This window comes from Nitrospirillum karajorum (genome assembly GCF_036348415.1).
Lineage (GTDB): Bacteria > Pseudomonadota > Alphaproteobacteria > Azospirillales > Azospirillaceae > Nitrospirillum > Nitrospirillum amazonense_B.
Genome location: NZ_JAZBQB010000002.1, coordinates 821,486 through 837,532, shown reverse-complemented (window position 1 = coordinate 837,532; position 16,047 = coordinate 821,486). Strand labels below are relative to the sequence as shown.

At 65.8% G+C, this 16,047-nt stretch carries 14 protein-coding genes and 2 pseudogenes; 10 read left to right on the top strand and 6 right to left on the bottom strand.

Annotated features, from left to right (window positions below; all coding sequences use genetic code 11):
* Positions 1-4: 4 nt before the first annotated feature.
* A complete protein-coding gene (locus tag UCD39_RS11270) occupies positions 5-235 on the bottom strand; it encodes a hypothetical protein (RefSeq protein ID WP_322485837.1) in 231 nt (76 codons plus the stop codon).
* 413 nt (positions 236-648) lie between these two features.
* Between UCD39_RS11270 and rfbB the strand changes: the two genes are divergently transcribed.
* From rfbB to rfbA, 3 genes and pseudogenes are all read left to right on the top strand, one after another.
* Positions 649-1,719: a dTDP-glucose 4,6-dehydratase gene (gene rfbB, locus UCD39_RS11265; protein WP_330496119.1), complete on the top strand. Its 1,071-nt coding sequence runs from the start codon at positions 649-651 to the stop codon at positions 1,717-1,719.
* A gap of 11 nt (positions 1,720-1,730) precedes the next feature.
* Positions 1,731-2,621 (top strand): dTDP-4-dehydrorhamnose reductase, encoded by an 891-nt coding sequence (gene rfbD / locus UCD39_RS11260; protein ID WP_330496118.1) that lies wholly within the window; start codon positions 1,731-1,733, stop codon positions 2,619-2,621.
* 56 nt (positions 2,622-2,677) lie between these two features.
* Positions 2,678-3,561 (top strand): annotated as a pseudogene (gene rfbA, locus UCD39_RS11255) (glucose-1-phosphate thymidylyltransferase RfbA).
* Between the two features lie 128 nt (positions 3,562-3,689).
* On the opposite strand, the gene UCD39_RS11250 reads toward rfbA, so the two are convergent.
* A complete protein-coding gene (locus UCD39_RS11250; protein WP_330496117.1) occupies positions 3,690-4,490 on the bottom strand; it encodes a helix-turn-helix transcriptional regulator in 801 nt (266 codons plus the stop codon).
* 193 nt (positions 4,491-4,683) lie between these two features.
* Here UCD39_RS11250 and UCD39_RS28500 point away from each other — a divergent pair.
* The 3 genes and pseudogenes from UCD39_RS28500 to UCD39_RS11240 all read left to right on the top strand — a co-directional run.
* Positions 4,684-4,851: pseudogene (locus tag UCD39_RS28500) on the top strand (ribbon-helix-helix domain-containing protein); the annotation flags it as partial.
* 31 nt (positions 4,852-4,882) lie between these two features.
* Complete coding sequence (locus UCD39_RS11245) at positions 4,883-5,032, top strand: hypothetical protein (RefSeq protein WP_330496116.1); 150 nt, start codon at positions 4,883-4,885, stop codon at positions 5,030-5,032.
* A gap of 213 nt (positions 5,033-5,245) precedes the next feature.
* On the top strand, positions 5,246-6,691 hold the full coding sequence (locus tag UCD39_RS11240) for a methyl-accepting chemotaxis protein (protein WP_330496115.1): 1,446 nt from the start codon (positions 5,246-5,248) through the stop codon (positions 6,689-6,691).
* A 79-nt stretch (positions 6,692-6,770) separates the two neighbouring features.
* On the opposite strand, the gene UCD39_RS11235 is transcribed toward UCD39_RS11240, so the two are convergent.
* From UCD39_RS11235 to dctP, 3 genes are read right to left on the bottom strand one after another with little or no spacing between them, the layout of a single operon-like run.
* A complete protein-coding gene (locus UCD39_RS11235; protein WP_330496114.1) occupies positions 6,771-8,117 on the bottom strand; it encodes a TRAP transporter large permease in 1,347 nt (448 codons plus the stop codon).
* Complete coding sequence (locus UCD39_RS11230; RefSeq protein WP_330496113.1) at positions 8,104-8,652, bottom strand: TRAP transporter small permease; 549 nt, start codon at positions 8,650-8,652, stop codon at positions 8,104-8,106. The genes UCD39_RS11235 and UCD39_RS11230 overlap by 14 nt, the downstream gene beginning before the upstream one ends.
* Positions 8,649-9,725, bottom strand: a complete 1,077-nt coding sequence (gene dctP / locus UCD39_RS11225; RefSeq protein WP_330496112.1) for a TRAP transporter substrate-binding protein DctP — start codon at positions 9,723-9,725, stop codon at positions 8,649-8,651. The genes UCD39_RS11230 and dctP overlap by 4 nt, the downstream gene beginning before the upstream one ends.
* Before the next feature lie 387 nt (positions 9,726-10,112).
* On the opposite strand from dctP, the gene UCD39_RS11220 reads away from it, so the two are divergent.
* From UCD39_RS11220 to UCD39_RS11210, 3 genes are all read left to right on the top strand, one after another.
* The gene (locus UCD39_RS11220) at positions 10,113-10,838 is read left to right on the top strand and encodes a GntR family transcriptional regulator (RefSeq protein WP_330496111.1); all 726 of its coding nucleotides are present in this window, start codon (positions 10,113-10,115) and stop codon (positions 10,836-10,838) included.
* 63 nt (positions 10,839-10,901) lie between these two features.
* Positions 10,902-12,425, top strand: a complete 1,524-nt coding sequence (locus UCD39_RS11215) for a malonyl-CoA decarboxylase (RefSeq protein ID WP_330496110.1) — start codon at positions 10,902-10,904, stop codon at positions 12,423-12,425.
* A 60-nt stretch (positions 12,426-12,485) separates the two neighbouring features.
* The gene (locus UCD39_RS11210) at positions 12,486-14,027 is read left to right on the top strand and encodes a malonate--CoA ligase (protein ID WP_330496109.1); all 1,542 of its coding nucleotides are present in this window, start codon (positions 12,486-12,488) and stop codon (positions 14,025-14,027) included.
* Positions 14,028-14,141: 114 nt separating this feature from the next.
* Here the strand turns inward: UCD39_RS11210 and UCD39_RS11205 are convergent, their stop codons facing one another.
* Entirely contained in the window at positions 14,142-14,309 is a 168-nt protein-coding gene (locus tag UCD39_RS11205; protein ID WP_081486311.1) for a YdcH family protein, read from the bottom strand.
* Positions 14,310-14,718: 409 nt separating this feature from the next.
* Here UCD39_RS11205 and UCD39_RS11200 point away from each other — a divergent pair, with 409 nt between their 5' ends.
* Entirely contained in the window at positions 14,719-16,044 is a 1,326-nt protein-coding gene (locus tag UCD39_RS11200) for an MFS transporter (protein ID WP_330496108.1), read from the top strand.
* The last annotated feature ends 3 nt before the right edge of the window (positions 16,045-16,047 follow it).

Genomic DNA, 16,047 nt, shown 5'->3' with positions numbered 1-16,047 from the left:
TGGTTCAGCGGCGCACCAGCGCCGCGCCCATCAGCACCACGCCCAGGATCAGGGCGGCGGGACCGACGAAGGGGGGAATGACGTGGGTGTTCTCCTCCTTCGCCGTCACCTTCAGGTCGCCGATTTTGGCCAGCTCCTTGGTGTCCTTGGTGGTGAACATCGGCACGGCCAGCGCCAGCACACCCAGGCCCACGATAACAGCGCCGGTGATCAATAATCCACTTTTCCCAGCCATGTCGTTCTCCGCTTCCGTGTTGGTCGTGGTATCCGCTGCCCTATATTCGCGGGCTAATTTGCCGCTACCATCATTGACGGGTTACGTCTTCTCGTCACGGATGCTTTTGTCGTACGTCAATATAAAGGGTGAAAATGCTGTGATTTATAACGTCTGCCCATTGGTCTAGGTCTGTGGGCCATTTTTATTTTCTATCCGCCAGGATGGGTGCCGGACGGGCTAAGGCCTGTGTTGGGGTGGCCGTCCCTCCCGGTCGACGTGTCGGCCGCACTGTCGCGACGCTCCCGGGATAGGATGCCGGGGATGCGCTTCGCCGGATTTGCATTTGCCTGGGACTGAGTTGTATTTTCGGCCGCAATGTAGAGATCTGCCGCCCCGGGATGGCAGGACGTGGTCTTTAAGGAGTTTGGCGCGTGAAGATAATGGTGACGGGTGCGGCCGGTTTTATTGGGTCCGCGGTGTGCCGCCTGCTGGCGTCCGAAGGTCAGGACGACCTGGTGTGCGTGGACAAGCTGACCTATGCGGCCAGCCTTGAGTCCATCGGCGAGGTGTTGGCCGGTGGCCGCGCCGTGCTGGAGAAGGTGGACGTTGCCGATGTCGATGCCATGCGCGACGTCTTCAAGCGCCATCAGCCCGACGCCGTCATGCACCTGGCGGCGGAAAGCCATGTCGATCGCTCGATCGAGGGCTCCGGCGTCTTCATCCGCACCAACATCAACGGCACCCATGTGATGCTGGAAACGGCGCGCGAATACTGGCAGGCCCTGCCGGAAGAGCGCAAGGCCGCCTTCCGCTTCCACCACATCTCCACCGATGAGGTCTATGGCTCCCTGGGTGAAGAGGGGCTGTTCCGCGAGGATACCGCCTACTCCCCCAACTCGCCCTATTCCGCCAGCAAGGCCGCGTCCGACCACCTGGTCAACGCCTGGTATCACACCTATGGCCTGCCGACGCTGCTCAGCAACTGCTCCAACAACTACGGGCCCTTCCACTTCCCGGAAAAGCTCATCCCCCTGATGATCCTGAACGGGATGGAGGGCAAGAAGCTGCCGGTCTATGGCAAGGGTGACAACATCCGCGATTGGCTGTTCGTGGAAGACCACGCGCGCGCCTTGGTCCTGATCGTGCGCAAGGGGGTGCCGGGTGAGCGCTACAACGTCGGTGGCAATGCCGAGCAGCGCAACCTGCACGTGGTGGAAACCATCTGCGATCTGCTGGACGAGCGCTTGCCCAGCAGCACCAAGCGCCGCGACCTGATCACGTTCGTGACCGACCGCCCTGGCCACGACCAGCGCTATGCCATCGATGCGTCCAAGATCAAGCGGGAACTCGGATGGGAACCGTCGGTGACCTTCGAGGAAGGCATCCGGCGCACGGTCGACTGGTATCTGGCGAATCGCTGGTGGTGGGAACCCATCCGTGAGGGCAAGTATTCCGGCCAGCGTCTGGGCGTATCCGCCCCCACCGCCGCCGCCGTCGGCTGAGGGGCGGGGCCATGACGGGTGCGGGGAAGAACGTTCGCGTCTTGTTGCTGGGCGGTGCCGGCCAGGTGGGCCTTGCCTTTCAGCGGGTAGCGCCGGCCGACTGGCAGGTGACGGCGCCAGGCCGTGAGGCCCTGGACATCGCTGATGCCGCCGCCGTCCAGGCCGCGGTATCGGCGGCCGACCTGGTGGTCAATTGCGCGGCCTACACGGCGGTAGACAAAGCCGAGAGCGAGGTTGACGCGGCTTTCGCCGCCAACCGTGATGGCCCGGCGGCGCTGGCCCGCGCCTGTGCCGTACGCGACACGCCCTTGCTGCACCTGTCGACCGATTACGTTTTCGACGGCACCAAGGTTGGTCCCTACGTGGAAACCGATCCGGTCGGCCCCGTCAGCGTCTACGGCGCCTCGAAAGAGGCGGGGGAGCAGGCGGTGCGGGCGGCGCTGCCCGCCCACGTCATCCTGCGGACGGCCTGGGTTTATGGTCCCGACCGCGCCAACTTCCTCAAGACCATGCTGCGCCTGGGTGCGGAGCGGGAAGAGTTGCGTGTGGTGGCGGACCAGCACGGCTGCCCCACCGCGGCGGCGGACATCGCCGACGCTTTGGTGGCGGTCGGCACCCGCATCCTGGATGGTCAGCGCGACGGCTTCGGCACCTATCACCTGTGTGGCACCGGTGCCACCACCTGGCATGGCTTCGCCGCGGAAATCTTCGCCCAGGCGCAGTCGCGGGGCGCCAAGGTGCCACGCCTGGTGGCGATCGGCACGGCGGACTACCCGACCCCGGCCAAGCGGCCGGCCAATTCGGTTCTGGACTGCGCGCTGCTGGAACAGGTCTTTGGCTGGCGCGCGCCGGCCTGGGTCGACAGCTTGGCCCGCAGCCTGGACGTGTTGCTGCCAGCCTGATTTGACGCTGGACCTTAAGATTTTCCCTTAACCATATAAGATATAAGGCTATTGATATGAAGGGCATCATCCTTGCCGGCGGCTCCGGCACCCGGCTGCATCCCCTGACCAAAAGCGTCAGCAAGCAGTTGCTGCCCATCTATGACAAGCCGATGGTCTACTATCCGCTGTCCGTGCTGATGCTGGCCGGTATCCGCGACATCCTGGTGATCAGCACGCCGCACCACCTGCCGCTGTTCCAGGATCTGCTGGGTGACGGCGCGCCGTGGGGCATCAACCTGTCTTACGCCGAACAGGCGGCCCCCAACGGCTTGGCCGAAGCCTTCATCATCGGCAAGGACTTCATCGGCAACGACCCCTGCGCCCTCGTCCTGGGCGACAACATCTTCTATGGTCACGGGCTCAGCGCCCAGGCGCAGCAGGCCACCCGCGTGGAAAAGGGCGCAACCGTCTTCGCCTACTGGGTGGAGGATCCGCACCGCTATGGCGTGGTGGAGTTCGATGAGCGGGGCCGTGCCATCAGCATCGTCGAGAAGCCCAAGGACCCCAAGTCCAACTGGGCGGTGACGGGCCTGTACTTCTATGACAACCAGGTCGTGGATATCGCCCGGGAGATCAAGCCCTCCCCCGGGGCGAACTGGAAATCACCGACGTCAACAATGTCTACCTGCAGCGGGGCGACCTGCTCGTGGAACGCCTGGGCCGGGGCACGGCCTGGCTGGACACCGGCACCCACGATTCGCTGCTGGAGGCGGCGGAATTCGTGCGGACCATTGAGCACCGTCAGGGCCTGAAGATCGGTTGCCCCGAGGAAATCGCCTTGGAATTGGGCTTCGTGGATGAAGAGGCTGTGCTGGCTCAGGCCAAGGCCTACAAGAACAGCCCCTATGGCCAGTATCTGCAACGCTTGGTCAGCCGCCGTCGCGCGGCCCAGGTCTGACGGAGCGTCCTACCCGGGCCCTTTTCGCGGGGGCATGCCCACAACCAAATGAAAAGGGCCCCCGAGTCCCGGGGGCCCTTTGCCGTTCACGGCCGGATTGGTGCGGCCAGGACCGCGCGAGGCGGGGTTCAGGGATGGATCAGGCCCATCTGGATGGCCTTGGCCACCGCGTGGATCTTGGAATAGCAGCCCAGTTTCTCCAGCACGTTTTGCAGGTGGAAGGTCACGGTGCGGCCGGAAACGCCAATGATCTCACCGGTTTCCTCCACCGTCTTGCCTCGGCTTGCCCACACCAGGGCCTCCTGCTCGCGCTGGGTCAGCGTCGGTAGTTGGGTTACCGGTGTCAGTCGCATGCTGACCACACGCTCATGCATGTAAAGGGCGCTGAGGCGTAGCCAGGAAGGGGCCGAGTCCGAGGTGGCCAGGCCCTCCGGCTTTTGCGTCCAGAACAGGCTGACCACCGCTGAGGCCAGCCGGCCCAGCGGATCCACGGTGTGCGTCGGGATGACGTACCCTTGCGTGTAGCCATGATCGGCCGCCGCCGTCATGACGGCGATGGCGCGTTGCGCGTCCTGCTTGCTTCGCCCCCGGGCGGTCGACTCAAGTTTTGACACCGCCTGTCGGGTCGCCAACTGGCTGGCATGGTATTCCGGGACGTCGGCCCAGGTCAGGGGGGCTGCCTGGCGTTTCGCCATCGCGATCAGCGGGTCATGGTTGATATACCCTTCGGACAGATAGGTGTTGAGGAAGTCCTCACGCACCGTCGTGCGCACGAAAAGCTCCGGTTCCCCCGGGGCCGGCCCGGGCCGGCCGTCAATATAACTGACGGCTGCATACCCGAGGTCACTGGCCAAGGCGCTGAAAGTATCGAATAAATCGTCCGGATTATCGGGCTGGCTCAACCGGTGGAGGGCTTCGTCCAGGATCATGAGGAACGTCCGAGGGGCGCAGGGGCTGCATAGGTTGGCGGGTCGCGGCGCCAGGTTTTTCTGAAAGGCGTCCAACCCTGTATGAGTCTACAGGTTATGTAACTACGTTTTGCCCGCTTTGATAAGGATTGCCATCACATTTCCCCAACGACGTGCGTGGGCGCGACCGGGGGACTTGTCACGGAGTACGGACATGACCGTTCTGACCAGCCATCGCCTTCCGTTTCCGGTTATGGCTGCCGTCCATCAGGCGACGGCGCCGCGGTCCCTGGTGCCGCGCAGTGTCCGCGTGGGCACCCGCCGCACCTCCATGCGGCTGGAGCCCCAGTTTTGGACCGGTCTTGACCTGCTGGCGCGCCAGGAGGGATGCCAGAATCTCGGAATTGCTGGACGTGATCGATCGCTCCCGCGATGCCGAGACCAGCCTGTCCAGCGCCGTGCGCGTGGTGGTCGTCAGCTATTTCCAGTGGCTGGCGTCCGTTGAAACCTTGGCGACCCCCGTCCAGGCACCGCAGCCGAACCTGAGCCAGGCGTTTTTCTGAGCGGCCCCGGCCTCTTTCCACCCCTTGGTTTCCGGGGCGCCCGGGTGCGTGAATTCGCGAACCTATTCATTGTGCATTAGTGATCCAGGTCAAGGCAGGGCGTACCTTGGAACGATTATCTGGGAAAACTTTTTCCGGGAGATTGGCCCAATGCCTGCCGCATCCATCGCCTCCACCCCTCAAATCGATGTCCAACAGTCCCCGTTGGAGCGCGTGCGCCGTACCACTACCCTATTGGTCCTGACGCTGCTGGTGGCGCAGGTTTTCGTCCTGGTCGCCGCCCAACTGGTGGTTCTGGGCGGGTTCGATTGGCGGCAGCCGGTGGCGACGCTGCTGGTCGTGATCGTTGCGGCGGGCGCCTGGGTGATGTTGCCGGCCACCGCCAGTCGCCTGGTGCTGGCGGCCTGCCTGCCTTTGGCGGGCGCCTTGTCCATCTGGGCGTTCGCCGGCAACCCCTGGCAGACCGGCATGCAGATCTACGTTTATATCCTGGTCGCCGTCTCCGCCGGCTTCTGTGACGCGCGTACGCTGGCGGCGTCGGCCGCCGCCGTGGCCCTGTTCTTCGTCGTCGGTGGCTTGGCGGTGCCCGAAGCGGCGGGCGTGCACGGCGGGGAATACCTGCGCATCCTCATGTATGTGTGGCTGGTGGTGTTCGAGGGCGCTCTGCTCGCGTGGCTGGCCCAGACCATGGCCCGGTCCTTCCAGCGGTCGGACGAGGCCCTGGCCGACGCCCGCCTGGCCCATGAGGAGTTGGCCCAGGCCACCGCCGCCCGCGAATCCGTCGCCGCCCAGGCGCGGGAGGAACGCAGCCGTCTCATGATCGCCCTGGCTCAGCGCCTGGAAAGCGATGTCGGGGGCCTGGCGGGTGAGGTGGCGGGGGCCGCCACCGATGCCCGTGGCTGCGCCGACGACCTGCGGGCGCTGGTCCGCCGCGGTTCCGATAATGCCGGCGCTATCGCGGCCTCCGGCGGCGATGCCCTGGACAGCGCCTCGCAGGTGGCCGACGCCGCCTCGCAACTGTCCGAGGCCATCGCCGAGATCAGCAGCCAGGTCACGCGTTCCTCGGGTGTGACACGTCAGGCGGCGGAACGGGCGCGGTCCGCCCAGGCCATCATCAGCGGCCTGTCGGATGCCGCGTCCAGCATCGGCAGCGTGCTGGCCACCATCAGCGAGATCGCGGAGCGCACGAACCTGCTGGCGCTGAACGCCACCATCGAGGCCGCGCGCGCCGGTGTGGCGGGCAAGGGCTTCGCCGTGGTGGCGTCGGAGGTGAAGAACCTGGCCGGCCAGACGGGCCTGGCGACGTCCGAGGTGGCGCAGAAGGTGGCGGCCATCCGGGACAGCACGCACGAGGCGGCGGAGGCCATCGAGTCCATCGCCACCGTCATCTTCGACGTCGATGCCGCCACCTCCGCCATCGCGGCGGCGGTGGAGGAGCAGGACGCCGCCACCAAGGAAATCGCCCGCAGCGCGGCCGAGGCGGTGCAGAGCGCCGGTGCCGCCGCCCGGGGGTGTGAGGAGACGCTGTCGGCCTGGACCGACACCAACGGCTCCGCCGACGGCATCGCCGACCTGTCCAAGCTGCTGTCTGGCCGGGTGCAGAAGCTGCAGACTGTGGTTGATGGCGTGGTGAAGCAGATCCGCACCGACGCGGCTTGATCCGGCACTGTTCGGGTGGCCGACCAGCACTCTCAGCAGCGGCAGGACGAATCTCCTGCCGCTGCGGCTGGCGATACGGTCACCCGGCGTAGACGGCGGCGGGCAGCCAGGTGGCCAGGCCGGGCACGAAGCACAGCGCCAGGATGGACACCAGCATCAGGGCCACGAAGGGCAACACCCCCATCACCACGTCGCGCAGGGGGATGTCCGGTGCGATGTTCTTGATGACGAAAATGTTCAGGCCGACCGGCGGATGGATCAGGCCCATCTCCATGACGATGGACATGATGATGCCGAACCAAATCAGGTCGAAGCCGGCGGCCTTCAGCGGCGGCAGGATGATGGGGGCGGTCATCAGGATGATGCTGACAGGCGGCAGGAAAAAGCCCAGCACCACCACCAGCAGCAGGATGGCGGTCAGCAGCACCCATTTCGACAGGTGCATGCCCACGATCCACTCGGCCGCGCCCTGGCTGATGTGCAGGTAGCTCATCACGTAGGAATACAGCAGCGACATGCCGATGATCATCATCAGCATGGTGGATTCGCGCAGGGTGGACATCAGGATCGGACCCATCTGTGCCGGCCGCCAGACGCGATAGATGCCGGCCACCATCAGCAGGGCCAGCACGGCGCCCAAACCGGCTGTTTCCGACGGGGTGGCGATGCCACCATAGAGGGCGAACATGACGCCGATCAGCAGGATGACGAAGGGCAGCACACGCGGGATGGCGGCGAACCGTTCCCGCGCCGTGAAGGTGTCGGTGCGCAGTATTTCCGACCAGGTCCCGCCTTGCGCATAGGCCGCCGTCGCCGCCGCCTTTTCCTGGCGATAGCGGACGACGGCATAGATCGCGAACAGGCCGACCATCAGCACGCCCGGGCCGATGCCGGCCAGGAACAGGCGGCCCAGCGACTGTTCCGCCGCCACGGCATAGAGGATCAAGGTGATGGAAGGCGGCAGCAGGATGCCCAGCGTGCCGCCGGCCGCGATAATACCGGCGGCGAAACCGGGGGAATAGCCGCGGCGGCGCATCTCGGGAATACCAGCGCTGCCGATGGCGGAACAGGTGGCGGGGCTGCTGCCGGCCATGGCGGCGAACAGGGCGCAGGCGAAGACGTTGGCCACGCCCAGGCCGCCCGGCACCCGGCCCATCCACACATGCAACGCGGAATAAAGGTCGGAACCGGCGCGCGACCGGCCGATGGCGGCCCCCTTCAGGATGAACAGGGGAATTGTCAGCATGGTGATGCTGGCCATTTCCTCATAGACATTCTGGGTAACGGTATCCAGCGAGGCCGCCGGCATGAAGAAGTACATGAAGACCACGGCAACGGCGCCCAGCGCGAAAGCGATGGGCAGGCCGGCGAACAGGGCCACCAGGGTGGCACCGCCGTACAGCAGGCCGATCTCAACCGTGCCCATGGGCGCGTCCTTCCATAGCGGCGTCCGCCAGCTGGGGGGCCAGCAGTTGCAGGGCGATCTGCAGGGTCAGCAGGGTCATGCCCACCGACATGGCGAGGTAGGGAATCCATAAGGGCGGCGCCCAGGAGGAGAAGGTGGCATAGCCCTCCACCCAGGCCTCGTGGCACAGCACCCAGGACTTCCAGGAAAAGAAGCCGCAGAACAGGAAGGAGATCAGGTCCGCCACCCAGCGCCGTACCCGCTCCACCCCCGGCGGCAACAGGCCGCCGACGGCTTCGATGGCGACATGACCCCTGCGGGACTGGACATAGGCGGCCGACAGGAAGGTGGCCCCCACCAGCAGGAAGATGGCGGTCTCATCCTGCCAGTCGGCGGCCTGGCGCAGGAAATAGCGCACCATGGCCTCCTCCGTCATGACGATGCCGGCGGCGACCACGGCCACCGCCGCCACGGTGGCGATGACGCGGTTGGTCCAGTCCAAGGTTGTGCCCACCCAGCGCAGGGGGGCGGGCAATGCCGGTTCCGCAGCCCTCATGCCACGTCCTCGGCCAACTTCAGCAGGTTGGCCCCCTCGGGGAAGCGCTCGGCGAAGTCCTTCCAGGCGGTATCACGGGCGATGGCGCGCCATTCGTCCATCACCTTGTCGTCCATGTCCACGACCTTCACGCCGGCCTTGGCGTAGATTTCGGCCACGCGCTGGTCATCCTTCTTGGCTTCCTCCAGCCCGAACGGTTCCAGCGATTCACCCACCGTCAGCAGCGCCTTCTGCTGCGCGGCGGGCAGGGCGTCGAACACGATCTTGGACATCATCAGGGGTTCCAGCATGTACCAGAAGCTCTTCTGCCGGGCGGCGGTCAGGCTCTTGCTTTGCTCCTCCAGCTTGAAGGAGATCAGGCTGGTGGAACTGGTGACGGCGGCGTCCAGCGCGCCGGTCTGCATGCCGGCATAAATCTCGTTGGACGGGATGGACGAGACGGCGGCACCGGCGGCCTTGAACATCATGTCCATCTCCCGCGATCCGCCGCGGATCTTGATGCCCTTTACGTCGGCGGGGTGCAGCACCGGGGTGCCACGGGCCGCGACGCCGCCCGCCTGCCACACCCAGGTCAGGATTTTTATGCCCTTGGCCTCCAGCGCCTTGGTCAGCGCCTCGCCAATCGGCTTCTTCTTCCAGGCCAGGCCCTGCTCATACGTCGTCACCAGGCAGGGCATAAGGCCCAGGTTCATTTCCGGGACCTCGCCCCCGCCATAGGGCATGGGGTAGAGCGTGAGATCCAGGGCGCCCTTCCGCAGGGCCTGCAACTGCGCGACCGTTTTCATGAGGGACGAGGCGGGATAAATCTCGAACTTCAGGGCGCCCTTGGTTTCCGCCTCCACCTGGGCCGCGAACTTGCGACACAGCCGGTCGCGGAAGTCGCCCTCCGTCAGCGTGCCGCCCGGGAACTGATGGGAGATCTTCAGCGTGCCCTGGGCCCGGGCCAGGGTGGGGAGCAGGCTACCCGAAGCCAGCACCGTGCCGCCCAATGTCAGGGCGACGGGGCTGGCCGCCATGCCCCCCAGCAGGGTGCGGCGCGACAAGGCGATGGTGGACGTCTGATCGGTCGACATGGGGGCGTGTTCCTCACCGTGGGCAAGCGCCGGTCTTCTTCGGGTCCGGCGTTGGGGTTGGCCTGAAGTGTCGGTTTCAATAAGGAAACATTAAAGAAGGAGCCGGGCGCGGCGGGCCCATCAAGCACAAGGCCGCTTAAGATCAGGCGCGCTCATCCTCCCGCTTCCGCAATTGCTCAATGAATGCTGCAATTGCGAAAAAGTTTTTATTTGCAGATGCTTGGATGCCCGAAGCATGTCAGAGCAACCTATGGGCGTCAATCTTTGAAACGCAAGATGGCGCTTCTTGCATGCATGGAGTTCACTGGTGTATGCGTAACCAGTAGGGAGATTGCGTGGGACCCCGCCGGCCCGTGAGATGCCGGCCCGTCCCGGATAAGGATGATCATGGCCCTGCCCGAAACCCGATCCGAGCAACTGGCCCGCGCGCTTGAGGACGATATCTGCGCCGGCCGCGCCCTGCCGGGCATGCGCCTGGACGAGCAGGTGTTGGCCCAACGCTTCGGCACATCCCGCACCCCGGTGCGCGAGGCGCTTAAGATGCTGGCGGCACAGGGATTCGTGGAGATCCGGCCGCGCCAGGGCGCGGTGGTGGTGGGCCTGGACGTGCGCCAGGTGCTGGAGTTGTTCGAGATCATGGCCGTGCTGGAAGGCCTGTGCGCCCGGCTGGCCGCCCGCCGCATGACGCCGGCGGAACGGGCCGACCTTCACGCGGTTCATGCCGAATGCCAGCGCTTGGCCGTCGCGGGCGATCCCGATGTCTACTACGCCATGAACACCCGGTTCCACGAGGTCATCTACGCCGGCAGCCACAACCGCCAGTTGGAGGAGGAGACGCGGCGCGTGCGCAACCGCCTGTCACCCTATCGCCGCAACCAGTTGCATCAGCTGGGCCGCGTCGCCAAATCAGTGCAGGAGCATGACGATGTCGTGCGTGCCCTGCTGGAAGGCGATCCGGACCGGGCGGAAACCCTGATGCGGCGTCATATCGGCATCCAGGGCGACAGCCTGTCCGACTTCGTGTCCAATATGTCGACGCCGCAGGCCGCCCCCCAGACCCCCCCTCAGGCGGCCTTGGCGGGCGCGCTGGGCCGGCCTACCATCGTCCGCTGACGGTACCGCGCAATTCCGTTCCCCTGGCCCGTCCCCTGGTTCGCAATCCGCGAGGCCCAGCCCATGAGCAGCAGCACCTTCTTCCGGTCCATGTTGACCACCATCGCCGACCGTGGCCGCGCCCTGCTGCGCCGCCATGGCCCGACGGTGGAGGATTTGCTGGAGGACGCGGCCAAGCTGATGCCGCTGTCGGGCAAGGCGCCGCCGCGCCGCGACCTGCCCAGCCTGTGCGACACCTTGCTGTCCGGCCGGGGCGAGGCCTCGGGCGTGGCGTTGGCGGGACAGATCCTGGACCAGTGGGCGGTCCTGGACGCCGCCGGCCAACGGGCCTTCCTCTTGGACTTGGCTTATCGTTTCGGTCCCGATCCGATCAAGCTGGACAAGGCCATCGACGCCTACCGCGCCGCGCCGGGGGCCGGCACGGCGCTGGTCCTGCACAACGCCGCCGAGGCCCGGCGTCAGGAGCTGTTCCGGCGCCTGAACCTGGCGCCGGGCGGGACCGAGGCCGTGGTGCGCATGCGCGAGGTGCTGTTCCGGGTCATGGCCGACGCCCAGGGGGTGGAGAAGACGGCGCTGGAGGCGGTGGACGCGGACTTCAGCCATCTGCTGGCGTCGTGGTTCAACCGCGGCTTTCTGGTGCTGCGCCACATCGACTGGACGACGCCGGCCAACATCCTGGAAAAGATCATCCGGTACGAGGCGGTGCACACCATCCGCGATTGGGATGACCTGCGCCGCCGCTTGGCCCCTGCGGACCGCCGCTGCTTCGCCTTCTTCCATCCCCAGTTGCTGGACGATCCGCTGATCTTCGTGGAGGTGGCGCTGGCGCCCGACATCCCGGCCAGCATCGACGCCTTGCTGGCCGAAGGGCGCGCGCCCATGGCGGCGGAGGCGGCGACCACCGCCGTCTTCTACTCCATCTCCAATTGCCAGGAGGGGTTGCGCGGCGTTTCATTTGGCAACTTCCTGATCAAGCAGGTGGTGGAGGATTTGCGGGCCGAGTTGCCCAACCTGCGCACCTTCGTCACCCTGTCGCCCGTGCCGGCCTTCGCCAAGTGGCTGGGGCAGCAGCGCGCCGACCCGGCGTCCACGCTGCTGGCGCCGGCCGACAAGGATATCCTGGCGGCGCTGGACCGCCCGGGCTGGCACCAGGAACCCGCTGTTGCCGCCACCGTCTCGCCCGTTCTCATGCAGGCGGCGGCGCACTATTTCCTGAAGGCCAAGGCCCGGGGCAACAAGCCGGTGGACCCGGTCGCCCGTTTCCACCTGGGCAATGGCGCCCGGTTGGAGCGCATGAACTTCCTGGGTGACCTGTCGTCCAAGGGCCTGGCCCAATCCCATGGCCTGATGGTCAATTATCTCTATAAGCTGGACGATATCGAAACCAACCACGAGCGGTATGCCGACAAGGGGGAGGTGGTGGCCGCCGCCGCAGTCCGCCGTCATCTGAAGGCCGACGCCGCCCCCGACGACCCCAAGCCGCCCAAGGGCGATGGGTCCAAGCCCGGCCGGCTGGACGCTGGGCCCAAGCGGTCCAGCCCCGCCGCGGCCGACGCCTCAAGCCCCGTTTGGCCAACAGCCGTTTGATTGCCACCGTTCACCAGCAACGATAAAAAACGCCCAAGAAGAATCCGGAGTGTGACTGTCATGGCCAACCATCTCTTTTCCCTGATCCTGGGCCGCATGCCGGCGCGGGAGAAGCCGTTCATCATCCTTCCGGAAACCAAGGGCCAGCCTGAGCGGACCCTGAGCTATGGCGACATGGTGGACCTGTCGGCGCGCATGGCGAACCTGCTGGTGGCCCGGGGGGTGAAGCCCGGCGACCGGGTGGCGGTCCAGGTGGAAAAGAGCGCCGAGGCCATCGTGCTTTACCTCGCCTGCGTGCGGGCGGGCGCCATCTACCTGCCGCTGAACACCGGCTATACACTGGCGGAGCTGGATTATTTTATCGGGGACGCCACGCCCCACCTGGTGGTGTGCGATCCCGCCAAGGCGGCCGCCATGACGGAGCTGGCCCGGGCCAAGGGTGTCGCCGCCGTGGAAACGCTGGGCGGGCAGGGTGCGGCGGATGCCGGAACCCTGTTGGCGGCGGCGCTGGACCAGTCCAGCACCTTCGCCGATGTCGCCCGGGGCGCTGACGACCTGGCCGCCATCCTCTACACCTCCGGCACCACGGGCCGGTCCAAGGGCGCGATGCTGAGCCATGACAACCTGGCCTCCAACGCCCTGACCCTGGTGGATTACTGGCGCTTCACCGGCGATGACGTGCTGCTGCACGCGCTGCCCATCTTCCATACCCATGGGCTGTTCGTGGCCACCAACACCCTGCTGCTGGCCGGCGGTACCATGATTTTCCTGGCCCGCTTCGACGCGGATGAGGTGCTGCGGCTGCTGCCCCGCGCCACCACCATGATGGGCGTGCCCACCTTCTATGTCCGCCTGCTGCAGCATCCCGGCCTGGCGCGCGAGGCGACGGCCCATATGCGGCTGTTCATCTCCGGCTCCGCCCCCTTGCTGGCCGAAACCCATGACAGCTGGCGGGCCCGCACCGGTCTCGCCATCCTGGAACGGTACGGCATGACCGAAACCAATATGAACACCTCCAACCCCTATGACGGCGACCGCGTGGCCGGCACCGTGGGCTTCCCGCTGCCGGGCGTGGCCCTGCGGGTCGTGGATCCGGAAACGGGGGCCGCCATACCCCAGGGCGAGATCGGCATGATCGAGGTGCGAGGCCCCAACGTCTTCAAGGGCTATTGGCAGATGCCGGAGAAGACGGCGGCCGAATTCCGGCCCGATGGTTTCTTCATCACCGGCGATCTGGGCAAGATTGATGATCGCGGCTATGTCCACATCGTCGGCCGGGGCAAGGATCTGGTCATTTCCGGCGGCTACAACGTCTATCCCAAGGAGATCGAGACGGAGATCGACGGTCTGCCCGGCGTGGTGGAAAGCGCCGTGATCGGCGTTCCCCACCCGGATTTCGGTGAGGGCGTGACCGCCGTGGTGGTGCGCAAGAAGGATGCGGCGGTGGATGAGGCCGCCGTGCTGGCCGCCCTGGACGGCCGTCTGGCCAAGTTCAAGCAGCCCAAGCGCGTGCTGTTCGTGGACGACCTGCCGCGCAACACCATGGGCAAGGTGCAGAAGAACCTGCTGCGGCAGGAATACCAGGACCTGTACCGCAAGTAGATCGGGGCAAAAAAAGACCGGATGGGATTTCCCATCCGGTCGGCTCCTTTTACTGTCCAGGGCCGGCGCCCGTCTTCGACGGGACACTGCCTGGGGGGTGATGGCCCGCGGCGCTTAGTGCCGCGTGTGTTCGTCGATCTTTTCCTTCAGCCTGAGCTTTTCAAACTTCATGCGCTGCACCAGGGCGCTGTCATGATAGGGGCGTGCCAGTTCGCTGTGGATGCGGTCTTCCAGACTGGCATGCTTTTGGCGCAGGCTTTCGACGAAATTGTCAGTGGCCATAGTTCCCTCCAGCTATCTGTTCAAGGGATAAAGGCGACGGTGCCTTGAGTGCCTTAGACGATGGTCCGGTTCTGGCAGTGGTTCCATCCCGCTTGTTGTCAGCGCAACAAAGTTGACGCGGACATATATTTGCTTTTATTGACGCATCCGTCACTGGGCGACGATCGTCGCCTTGAAGCGGTCATGCCGCGTTTCAAAAGCTTACGCCCCTCATAGGCCGAAGTCTTCAACAAAATTGGATAGTGCTAGACGAACGGCAGGGACACACTAAGCCATTGTTCGGCCGGCTATGACGGGTCGATGACAGCCATATGACACGCCGAAAGGCGCTATGTTTCAAGGGTCCTTGAATTAAGGGTAATTGCCCGTATTATGGAATCCTCTGGTACCTCCATTGGATAAGTGCGCCATGATCGACGCGAGCGCGCCCAGACGTTTCCATGGTTCCGCCCCGGCCCTGGCGCGGCGTCTGTCCCGTCGGGTGGAGGGGCGCCTGCATTACGGCTGGGTGGCGGCGGTCTTGGCCTTCACTACGCTGCTGGTGGGGGCGGGGGTACGGGCGGCGCCGGGCGTGCTGTTCGTGCCCTTGGAACAGGCGCTGGGCTGGGACCGCGCCACCATCGCGGCCGCGGTGTCGCTGAACATCTTCCTCTATGGCTTCATGGGCCCGTTCGCGGCCGCCTTGATGCAGGCGATCGGTGTCCGGCGCACCATCCTGACAGGGTTGGGCCTGCTGGCCGTGACGACCATCACCAGCACCCTGATGACCCAACCCTGGCAAATGATGCTGTCCTGGGGTCTGCTGGTGGGCCTGGGCACCGGCCTTACCTCCATGACCTTGGCGGCCACGGTGGTGAACCGGTGGTTCATCAAGCAGCGCGGCTTGGTCATGGGCCTGCTGACCGCCAGCTCGGCCACCGGCCAGCTGGTGTTCCTGCCGGGCATGGCCGCCCTGGCCACCCATTTCGGCTGGCAGGCGGTGGGCCTGACCGTGGGCGCCGCCGCCCTTGTGCTGGCGCCCCTGGTGGCCCTGCTGCTGCCCGACAGCCCACGGGCTGTGGGCCTGGCGCCCCTGGGCGGTACGCTGGAGGATGAACTGCCACAAAAGAGCGGCAACCCCATCGTCATCGCCTTCACCACGCTTGCCCGGGCGTCGAAGTCGGTGGATTTCTGGCTGCTGTTCGGCAGTTTCTTCGTCTGCGGCCTGTCGACCAACGGCCTGATCGGCACCCATCTCATCTCCGCCTGTTTCGACCAGGGCATTCCCGAGGTGATGGCCGCCAGCCTGCTGGCGCTCATGGGCCTGTTCGATCTGGTGGGCACCACCGGGTCCGGCTGGCTGTCCGACCGGGTGGACAGCCGCAAGCTGTTGTTCTGGTACTATGGCTTGCGCGGCCTGTCCCTGTTCTATCTGCCCCTGTCGGGCTTCAGCCTTTACGGCCTGTCCGTCTTCGCCGCGTTCTACGGCCTGGACTGGATCGCCACCGTGCCGCCCACCCTGCGCCTGGTGACTGACCGCTTTGGCCGGCGTGACGCGCCCGTGGTCTTCGGCTGGATAGGGGCGGGGCACCAGATGGGGGCGGCGCTGGCGGCCTATGGCACCGGTCTCATTCGCACCGAATGGGGCAGCTACTTCCCGGCGTTCCAGGTTGCCGGCGTGGCCTGTGTGGTCACGGCCGTCATGGTGCTGTTCATCAACCGGCGCCGTGCCGGGGGCTGGGCGCCGGCGGGCTGAGGC